General features: G+C 28.7%; 9 protein-coding genes. 3 read left to right on the forward strand and 6 right to left on the reverse strand.

The features are described from left to right. Nucleotides 1–361: 361 nt before the first annotated feature. Both JJE11_RS07240 and JJE11_RS07245 read left to right on the forward strand, forming a co-directional pair. Nucleotides 362–2,362, forward strand: coding sequence for an FAD-dependent oxidoreductase (locus tag JJE11_RS07240; protein WP_291634065.1), 2,001 nt, complete (start codon nucleotides 362–364; stop codon nucleotides 2,360–2,362). Nucleotides 2,363–2,790: 428 nt separating this feature from the next. Next, entirely contained in the window at nucleotides 2,791–2,982 is a 192-nt protein-coding gene (locus tag JJE11_RS07245) for a hypothetical protein (protein WP_291634067.1), read from the forward strand. Between the two features lie 215 nt (nucleotides 2,983–3,197). Here the strand turns inward: JJE11_RS07245 and spo0A are convergent, their stop codons facing one another. The 6 genes from spo0A to JJE11_RS07275 form a co-directional block, all read right to left on the reverse strand. After that, nucleotides 3,198–4,001: a sporulation transcription factor Spo0A gene (gene spo0A, locus JJE11_RS07250; RefSeq protein WP_291634069.1), complete on the reverse strand. Its 804-nt coding sequence runs from the start codon at nucleotides 3,999–4,001 to the stop codon at nucleotides 3,198–3,200. A 190-nt stretch (nucleotides 4,002–4,191) separates the two neighbouring features. Then, nucleotides 4,192–4,428 carry a hypothetical protein gene (locus JJE11_RS07255; protein WP_291634071.1) on the reverse strand — a complete coding sequence of 79 codons (237 nt, stop codon included), beginning with the start codon at nucleotides 4,426–4,428 and terminating at the stop codon, nucleotides 4,192–4,194. Between the two features lie 50 nt (nucleotides 4,429–4,478). Then, nucleotides 4,479–5,255 carry an XRE family transcriptional regulator gene (locus tag JJE11_RS07260; RefSeq protein ID WP_291634073.1) on the reverse strand — a complete coding sequence of 259 codons (777 nt, stop codon included), beginning with the start codon at nucleotides 5,253–5,255 and terminating at the stop codon, nucleotides 4,479–4,481. 519 nt (nucleotides 5,256–5,774) lie between these two features. Beyond that, nucleotides 5,775–6,386, reverse strand: a complete 612-nt coding sequence (locus JJE11_RS07265; RefSeq protein ID WP_291634075.1) for a DUF374 domain-containing protein — start codon at nucleotides 6,384–6,386, stop codon at nucleotides 5,775–5,777. Nucleotides 6,387–6,439: 53 nt separating this feature from the next. Next, entirely contained in the window at nucleotides 6,440–8,656 is a 2,217-nt protein-coding gene (locus tag JJE11_RS07270) for a glycosyltransferase (protein WP_291634077.1), read from the reverse strand. Between the two features lie 31 nt (nucleotides 8,657–8,687). Continuing rightward, nucleotides 8,688–9,773: a lysylphosphatidylglycerol synthase transmembrane domain-containing protein gene (locus JJE11_RS07275; RefSeq protein ID WP_291634079.1), complete on the reverse strand. Its 1,086-nt coding sequence runs from the start codon at nucleotides 9,771–9,773 to the stop codon at nucleotides 8,688–8,690. 444 nt (nucleotides 9,774–10,217) lie between these two features. Between JJE11_RS07275 and JJE11_RS07280 the strand changes: the two genes are divergently transcribed. Then, on the forward strand, nucleotides 10,218–11,011 hold a 794-nt coding region (locus tag JJE11_RS07280; protein ID WP_291634081.1), incomplete at its 3' end, for a DMT family transporter.

Genomic DNA, 11,011 nt, shown 5'->3' on the forward strand with positions numbered 1-11,011 from the left:
ACATGTTTATTGGGTCATTTAAATTCAAACACTCATTAAAACTTATACGAATTTTGTTACTATATTTTAAGCATTGATTTTTCCAGCTTATCACTTTAATAATATCCCATAAAAGCATCCTGATAAACTTTTTCTCGCACAATATTACTATAATCTTCTAAATCCCCCACCAATTTTAAGATTGATAGAACTAATTGTTCCATACCGACGTTAAATGCCAAATTTTCTTAATAATCGTAATATTTCGATATTGATTGGAGCCTTAATGTGTTGTATGTTTTATGTAATGGTATAACAATTTTTCAATTGAATAATTGTTATACCAAATTTATAATTAAAAATAGTGATTAAGGAGGGAAAAATGAGTATGCAAAAACTTTTTGAGCCTATAAAAATAGGTAATGTAGAAATTAAAAACAGGATCGCCATGGCACCAATGGCAAATCTTGGCCTTATTACACCAGATGGATGTTTTACAAAAAGAGCAGTTGACTACTATGTTGAAAGAGCAAAGGGAGGTACTGGCCTTTTAATCACTGGCGCTGTTAAGGTTGAAAATGAAATTGAAAAACTCAAAATGCCAAGTTTTCCTTGTATAACAATTAATCCTACGCATTTTATTCAAACTGCTTCAGAATTGACAGAAAGAGTACATGCTTATGGAGCAAAAATTTTTATACAGATTACTCTTGGACTTGGTCGTAGTGCTGCTCCCGGATTTCTAGATGGTCAGCCTGTCGCCCCGTCAGCAATTCCAAATTACTGGGATCCAACTGTTACCTGTAGAGAACTTACAACTGAAGAAGTGGAAACCATGGTTAAAAAATTTGGGGAAGCTGCAATAATTGCTAAAGAATCTGGATTCGATGGGATAGAAATACATGCTGTTCATGAGGGATATTTACTTGATCAGTTTACGCTTTCAATATTTAATAAAAGGACTGACAAATATGGTGGAGATTTAAAAGGCAGACTTACATTACCATCAGAAATTGTAAAAGAAATTAAAAACACTGTTGGAAAAGATTTCCCAGTTATGCTTAGATTTAGTATTAAGAGTTATATTAAAGATTGGCGTCAGGGAGGACTTCCACAGGAAGACTTTAAAGAACTTGGTCGTGATGTTGAAGAAGGATTAGAAGTTGCTAAAATATTGCAGCAGGCTGGGTATGATGCATTTAATGCTGACTGTGGGACCTATGACTCATGGTATTGGGCTCATCCACCTATGTATTTTGACTATGGATGTTATCTTCCTTATGCTGAAAAATTGAAACAAGTAGTTAGTATACCAGTAATTTCTGCTGGCAGAATGGATTTGCCTGGTCTTGGTGAGAAGGCGTTACAAGAAAACAAACTTGATATGGTAGTGATAGGAAGAGGCCTATTAGCAGATCCATATTTACCTAATAAATTAATGTCGGGAGAAGAAAATAGAATCCGTCCTTGCTTAGCATGTCATGATGGATGTATGGGAAGAATGTTTATAGCTAAGCCTTTATCCTGTGCTGTTAATCCAGCTACTGGAAGAGAGGGCGAATATTTTGTAACCCCTGCTTGTATAAAAAAGAATGTTCTAATAGTAGGCGGTGGGCTTGCTGGAATGGAAGCAGCAAGAGTAGCTGCTTTAAGAGGTCATAAAGTAACAATATATGAGAAAAGAGATAAATTAGGTGGACATATTTTAGAAGGCTCAGTTCCTGATTTTAAACTTGCAGATAAAAGGCTTCTTAAATGGTATGAAAACGAACTTAAAGAATTAAAAATAGATGTATTATTGAATACTGAAATTACAGAAGATTACATAAATGATAAAAAAACCGATGTTGTTGTAATTGCATCGGGTTCAACTTCAGTAACATTAAACTTACCTGGCATGGATAGAACTAATGTATGCTCGGCTGAAGATTTACTTGCTGGCAAAAAAACTGCCGGACCTAAGATTGTAATGATTGGTGGAGGACTTATAGGTTGTGAAACTGCCTTATGGCTTGCAAAACAAGGGAACGAGGTTACAATAGTTGAGGCTCTACCCGAACTGCTAAGTTCAGGAAAACCTATGCCTCATATGAATAGAATAATGCTATTGGATTTGCTTAAGTTTAATAAAGTGGATGCTATTACTAATACTAGTTTGCTAGAAGTAAAGGAGGAGGGCGTATTATTAATAGATAAGAACTTCAAACAAACCTCTTTAGATTCCGATACTGTTGTAATTGCTATAGGGTATAAACCTGATAACAAACTTTACAACAAACTTAAATGTAATGTTCACGAATTATATAATATTGGTGATTCCAGAGAAGCTTCAAACATAATGAATGCTATTTGGGATGCCTATGAGGTAGCAAGAAATATCTAATATTTTAAAAAGAATGCTATGCAGGTTTTCATTTTATACCTGAATAGCATTTTTTTTATGCTACAAAACCCTGAGGCATCAATAAAATATACCTTCTATTTTATATTACAATAGTATTAATCCTTCCTTTTGATATTTTAATTATTTAATTTACGTTTCATATAGCCAATATACTTTAGATATGTTTCAAAAATATAAGTTTAACTTATTGATACCATTCACCTATTCTCCTTTCACTTTCATTTTACTTATAGATAAATAAATGCAAATATATTATTAACATATTATTAATAAATACGTAACAAATAATTCACAAATATGTATTATACTGTAAAAGTTAAAAGTATAAAAGGAGAATATAAACCATATTGAAATAGCATATGGTATAAATAAATAATATATTAAATGGAAATAGGGAGTGATTATTAATGCTAGAATCTATATTGAAGAGTACTGAGGAACTTAAAAAGGAAATTAATAATAGAATTAGTTGTGATGAATGTTTTATAGAAAAAGATCTATTAATGAGCGCATATTGCCAGCTAGAAGATATTCAAAAAAAAATTACTCATATTACTAAATATTATGAAACATATAATAATGTTTTAAATGTAACTTAGAAATTAAATATATTTTTAAAGTAATAAGAGGGCGAAAAGAGCAGATAACCTTTTAAAGGTGTAATGTATATTACATAATGTGTAAAATAAAATTTATAGTTTTATGTTGGTATATCTAATAGGAATGACAAAAGTTAAATGCCGTGAAATGAATAGGTTCGGATTCATTTCACGGCATTTAGCTTTTATTCAGCCTTAGTTTGTTGAATACTAAATTAACTAATCCTATTTTGTAATCTTAAGTTGTCAGCCACCATTGCTATAAATTCTGAATTAGCAGGACTGCCTTTTTCACTACAAATAGTGCAACCAAAAATCTTATTGATAGTTTCTACTTGTCCCCTTGACCAGGCAACCTCTATTGCATGTCTCATTGACCTTTCTACCCTACTAGCAGTCGTATTGCATTTTTCACCTACCAATGGATACAATTCTTTTGTTACTGCTGATAAAAGTTCTATATCATTCATTACCAGGTATATGGCTTCCCTTAAATACATATAACCTTTTATATGAGCAGGTATCCCAATTTCATGAATAATGTTGGTTATTTGAGAAATAATCTCAACTGGTTCACTTTTATTAGTTTTAATTTCTTTATTATAAAATGTTTTGTATACATCATCACTAAGCATAGTTTTATTTACTACTTGTCTTATTCTTTTAACCAATGTTTCCATATCAAAAGGTTTTACTATATAATAATCTGCTCCTAGTGATAGGGCTCTTTGAGTTATTTTATCTTGATTTACTGCTGATAAAACTATTACCTGAGGAAATGAGACTAAATCCATTGTATGTAGCCTCTCTAGAACGCCCAAACCATCAAGCATAGGCATAATTATATCAAGAACTACTAAATCTGGTTTTCGTTCTTCAATCAATTTAATTAATTCTACTCCATCCTCTGCGATGCCAATAACAACAATATCTTCTTGCTTTGATAGATAATCGTTAAGAATACTGCAAAATTTGATGTTGTCATCTGCAATAACTATTTTTATCTTTAGCTTATCCATATATTCTCTCCTTTACGTATCATATTATTCTATAATTCGTGAATCAAGCCTTATATATCAAGACTTGAAGCTTACTTAATGAGTTCAACTCAATTCGTATTATGTTGAACTCATATAATATTTAAGCATTTATTTTATTACCACATATTAATAAATTAATGATACAACTTAACTATTATTGATTCCAAATTTAGTTGTATCCCGACTTAATATAACGTGAGGGAAGTACCCCCTTTCTTATACCATCAAATATAGCTTTATGAGCATATACATCAGAGAAAATAAAATCCTCAGCCAAATCCTTAGAATAAGCTTCCATAAAAGCTTGCAGCTTACCCATAAAGTATATTTCAAGTCCATTTCTATTTACAATGCTGTTCTTAGCAGCATTTTTCATTTTAACTAGTAGTTCATTATTAGACATCATAAACTAAAACTCCTTTACTAATTTAATCATTTTTTGTATGTATAAACATGTTAATTTCTTTTTATCGATAATATCAATCCCTTATCTTTTTCAGATCTTTTTTCAACTAAAGTTCCAGGATCCAAGTCAAGAAGAACTTCTACTTCTTTGAATTCTTCATTTGATAACTCTTTAATATTACTTAATTTACTGTGAAGTATAATATGTCCTAATTCATGTGCAGCATCAAAATTTCTTCTAACCATAGATTGTTTATCGTTCCCCAGTACTATACAAAATTGATGATGACCATTAATTTTATGAATTTGGGTAAATGCATCAATTTTACTTGAATCAGTGGCTAAAGCCGATACAATTATCCCGTTCTTTTCTAATAAGTCAATAATGTTTACTATTGGGTCATTATTTAGTCCCCAGAAACCCCTTAACATTAAGGTTACATCCTCAATATCTATAACATCCTTGTAATCAATGGCAGGTAACTCAAGCTTTGGGAATTCAAGATAGCCATTAAGGAAGTTATACAACCTAACAATTATCTCTGTTTTTATCTCTTCAGTATTTAAATCCAATTTTTTAACACCTGATTGCGATCTGAAAAATGTATTTTCAACTTTAGTAGTCTCATTATCCATTTCAGTAAAAAAATCTAATGGAAACCTTAGGACAGATACTAATTGAAATAACACCTCTGACTTTGGTGCTATTATACATTTTTCATATTGTGAAATAGCCTGTTTAGTAACACTAATCTTTTTCTCTAAATCACTTATAGTCATGTTTCTATATATTCTGGCTATTCTTAACCTATCTCCGTTAAAGTTCATTTTAAAATTATTCATCTTAGCACCTCCAAAGGATAAATTTTATTCTCTATAAGCATCGTACGATTTTATTATAAATTTGTCAAGTAAATATTTAAATATTTCATCAAAGTTAAGTTTTCATTGTTTTAATATTGTTTAGTCAACTAAACTATTTTACTATAATTAATTTTAAAACACTATTGTCTACACCCTATGAATTATCATCACTAACACTTAAAGCTTAACCCCATTCAGATGTGTCACCAACAAAGCCCCCGTTAACTAATTTAACAATGAATGTATGCTAGAATTCATAAGGGTGTTCATTTATTCCATCTTAATCTATATTTTTATCTTTACCTTAATTTTCACAGTGTATTTTTACCCCAAAAACAACGAAAACCGCTGAATTCAAGGGTTTTCCATTGCATCAAAATTGTTGTTTATATGTTTTTTCTATTTACAATAAGATTCTACTTCAATTTACAATTACTGGTTCCGAACCCGACCTCATAGAAGGTACTGAGTTCATTTAGAATATTATAAAGAAATATGTTGATATTCATGATCCCGAAAAATAGCTTTTGCTGACGGTACCCCTAAAGGATCATGCACATTTATTTCTATTCGATTAAAAGGTAGAGGAATAGTGAAATTGTCCCATCTGCTTTTTAATTGTATTTTTCTATTACACTTGATTGAAATAGGTAATACTCTACGTTTTATAAGTGATGCTGTAATAAATGGGAAAGGCTTAGGTTCATGATAAGGACCTAGTGGACCATCAAGAGTAATAGCTAAATTGGCACAATCTTCACTTATTTCCCTTTTTATTTTAAACAAAAAATTTCCACCTTCACTTTCATCTGGTACTCTAATTGTCTTATATCCAAAATGATTACATATCAAATTAATATAATCCCCTCTTCCATTCTTAGTAGTAATTACGTAGAGGCCCTGTCCACTAAGATAAGGATACAATGAATAGCTATCTCCATGCCAGAACACGATAATAAATTTTTCAGTATGATCAGATTCTAAGAAAGCATATTGGCCATTAGAAATTATTTTGCTAGTTTTATACACAAATTTAATATAATAGATAGAAATAAGTGTAACAAGTTTTCCTAAAAAATAAGATATTTTATTCATCTATAGTCACCCCTCTTTTGCGAGTTTCTGTTTTAGACAAAGAAACAATTTCGCTAGTATTCATTAGATTTGTTTTTTTTATGAATTATGGCTTTGCGGTAAACTTTCACAGTGGTATCTGCCATTGCATCTAAGGAAAACTTATTAGAAAAATCATAGGCATTTTGAGACATCTCCTTTAATATTTTAGGATTTTCCATTAAATAAATAACTTTTTCTGACCACAAATTCAAGTCAGATTTAGTCTTAAATCCATTATATTCATTATGAATTATATCATCTATTCCACTAGAACGAATGGCTACCACAGCGCATTTTCCAGCCATTGCTTCTAATATTACCATGCCTTGAGTTTCGGACTCTGAACTAAAAACGAAAATGTCTGAAGCCATATAATACTGGCAAACCTCTTCAGGACTTACTGAACCTAGTAGGATTACTGTATCTTTTAAGCCTTGGTCATCTATGGTTTTTAATATATTTTGTTTTTCAGGTCCATCTCCTATAATAATACATTTAAAAGGCACTTTGGAATTATCTTTTATACACTTTATTCCATTTAATAAAAAGTAAATGTTTTTTTCTTCAGTTAAACGTGATACGGAGCATAAAATTACTTCATCTTGCATCCCATATTTTTCATGGATAAGGTTTACGCAATTTAGGTCTATATTATTATAAGATTCAAAGTCAATACCCGTGGGTAAAACAGTTTTATCTCGGCTTACACCAATGTTTGATAGATATTCTTTTGCAGAATTAGTTGGTGCAAGTATAGCGTCACATTTCTGGGAAAATATTTTAATCAATTTATGAGAAACTATATTTTCAAAGGTTTGTTTTAAAAACGGCAAATTATGAGCGTATTTTTCAAGCCTGGTATGATAAGTTAAAATTACAGGTAATCCATATTTATTACCAAGTTCAAGTCCTTTTGATCCCATCCAAAATGGGTGATGTACATGAATAACATCAAAATCTTGGGATAAAAACTTTTTTTCTATCTGTTGTGAAAAAATATTAACTATAGGAAAATCAATAGTCTTAGTCTTATAATAGATCAATAAATTACATCTAATTACATTCGACTCTTCTAGAGTTTTAAGGGGATACTTTGGAGCAAAGATTACTACGTTATGACCTTTTTTACGAAGGCCTTTCGTAAGCCTTGTAATAGAAATTGGAACACCACCTATAAATGGTAAATAGTTATTAGTAAACATAGCAATATTTAATTTTTCATTAATGTTAATGTTTTCTGTTTCTTCATCAAATTCATTATAATAATCAACACTCTTGCTTACTCTAGAATTAATCAATAACCCTAAAAACATAAGCATACTTAATATTAAAATAAAATTTAAAAAGTTTAAGTAGAAAATTGAATGGATATAAAACCAAATATTTTTTAAAATACGGTAAATAACGAAATTAGAGGGTGTTTCCACTTTTATAACATTATAAGTTACTTCATTATTTTTTATATTTACTTTAATATAGTGATAAAAACTATTTTGATTATTAAGAAGTAATGATCCACCAGCACCACCACTTATAAAATATTGAACATTTTTAATTTTTCTATTATTAAAAACCTCCATACCAGAAGTGAACACTGCATTAACTTTATATTTCGAAAAGCTATTCGTTAAAAAATTACAATATGATTTGTTAAGTGAGTGATCATTTTCAAGTTCAAATGGGGGAATATTCATAATCACAAATTTATACTTATATTTATCACTTCGAATTAGCTCATCTAATAGCCATTTTCTTTGCCATTGTTCAGAAGTTAATCCTGTAGTATCTAAAAAAATAAAGTATGCATCATTTACATTATAAGAAAAATAAGAAGGACCATAATGATGATAAAATTTTTCAAAACCATTATCTAAAGTTTCATCATCACCTATACCAATAATAGTTGGAATTTTTATTTTCTTTAAACTTTTATTTAATATCCTATATTTATCTTCTTCGCCATCTATTACAGCGTTTCCTGTAGAAACAGCAAAATCTAGATCCTTATCAGCATTTATTTTTTTAATCATCTCTTTATCAAATATATCTATAGAACTCTTTATATTACCCATTACTGCAAAAGAAAGTACATGTCTTGAAGTTATATAATTTAATTCTTTTATATTATTAATATTAGTTGATACAAAGTCAGATTCAAAAACAAATAAATAGCTCTTATAAGTAATAAGAATTAATAATAATGCAATATCTATAAACAATAAAGTTTTTAAACTTCTATTCTTCCACATAAAGTTACCTCCTAACACGGTATATATTAAACTATTTCCTTTTGAGCTTGGTTTTAGCTATTTCTGCATAAAAAATTACTAAACCTATTAGCATACCTAAATACATGGTGAAAAATCGCCATAAAAATGTTAATGATACAATCTCATTCTTTTCTACAAAACTAGAAAACATCAATGTAAATCCACCTTCAGCAACGCCTGTAGCTCCAGGAGTTGGTGCAAAATATGTGACGAAAGTTAATACAATTTGTATTAAAATAATTTTACTTACTGAAATGTTAGAGTTAACCCCCCTAATCAGAATAGCTGGAACCATAAATAATGCAAATAAATATAAAAGCATATATATTATGGATAATAATATATATTTTTTATTACCTTTTAAAAATCTATTAATGTTGAGAGCGAAGATATCAATTTCTAAAAAAATATTAGTTTTAAATTTATCTGTCCTGTTGTTTGATATAATATTTTTATTTTGTAATAAAGACAATACTTTGGATAGGTTTTTTTTTATTATATTTGTATTTGTCAGTATTTTATAAATGCCATATGCAGCTAAAATATAAATAAGAGCTAATGCTAAGATATAAATCGAATTACTACTACTTGGAGCAATTTTAAAAATAGCTTTATTGTTTATTAAAATTATTGGTGTTGTAATAAAGAAAAAGATAAGAGGAAGCACAGTTTTTATTGTAGTTGCTGCTGTAGCGTCACCAATGGAAATATCTTTTTTATTTAAAAAATATATTTGTGAAAAGCCACCTCCGGTAGCAAATGGAGTTATATTTGATAAAAATATATTAATGAATGTAAGCTTAATGAGATATCCAAGAGTAATATGTATTTGTAGCGTTTTAAAAACATATAAAAATCTTAAAGCATCTAAATAAAAATAGAAAATTAATAAGATTGTAAGTTCTAATAATGTAATAGGAGACAAGGATTTAAATGAGAAAAATATTGTATTGTCACCAAAATGTTTTTGTATAAATAATATAGACAAATATGAGGTTACAATAAAAATAAGTGTGAGTATGGAATAAGTTAATATTTTTGTTTTTGTAATTAAATAATTATTATTACTTAATCCAACCTTCGATTTTAGTTTCATTATATTTATTCTCCTTAATTGATGATGATTTTCAAATTAAATGTTTCTTATTAAACCTAACAATGCCAACTCTCCTTTTATTATTAGCACTTTTATTATTCATTATAACTTAACAATATTAAGATTTGATTAAAAATCTTTTATACTAATCAAAAGATGTTTTTTATTTGCTAACTAATACATGGCGTTGTTTCTTTTTCTTTTTTCACTTCTCAAAATAAGTGATCGCTTTATGTATGGTGGAGGCGAACCTAGCCTAAATATATCACTGTCCATTGAAAAAAACTAATTAGCTTAGGTTATTTGTCATATGTAAAATAATAGTATTTATCTTTTCTCCTCAATATTTCCCCTTAAAATTTCTTCTTAATTAAAAAATAATATGGTATACTAATTAATGTTCGAATTTATATATTATTTTTTATTGATAAGGAGTATTTTCTAATGTATCTATGGATTTGGTTGACAATATTATCAGGTATTTTATCAGGATTTTTGGATATTGCCAAAAAGAAAGCCTTTAAAAAGAATTCTGTATTAGTGGTACTAACTATGTATTCTTTCTTTAGCCTTTTACTTGTGTCTTTTGAATTTAACAGTGCTATGAGTATGAGTGCGGACAAGATTCTTATTATTTTTTTTAAGACTTTTGTCGTGTTTTTAGTTTTTATTTTAAGTTTCACAGCAATTAAAAATCTACCTATAAGTGTTATAACTCCTTTTGATACTATTAACCCTTTATTTTCAATTATTTTTGGTATATTGATATTAAATGAGAGACTTACATTTTTTCAGTGCATAGGTATTATAATTATGTTACTTTCGTATTATTTTATTGGAAAAGTAGGTTCAAAAGAAGTAGTTAAACTATTTAACAACAAATATTTGCATTTCATGATAATTGCTGCAGTTTTAAATGCTGTAAGTGCGACTATTGATAAGGTAGTTTTAAAGTCTACTAACCCTGGACAAATGCAATTTTGGTTTTCTTTATTTATGTTTTTATTTAATGCTACTACGTTATTTTATGTTAGACTGAAAAATAAGGATAAAAGCCCTATTAAGTTTGATTTCTATATACCACTTATGAGTTTATTACTTATTATTTCCGATAGATTATATTTTATTGTATTAAATATTCCATCTAGCCAAATATCACTAGTTCTGCCTCTGAGAAAAATTTCAATTTTTATTTCTGTAATTATAGGTGGCTTAATGTTTAAAGAGAAAAACTTAAA

The sequence above is a fragment of the Clostridium sp. genome, assembly GCF_016650095.1.
Taxonomy (GTDB): domain Bacteria; phylum Bacillota; class Clostridia; order Clostridiales; family Clostridiaceae; genus Clostridium_AD.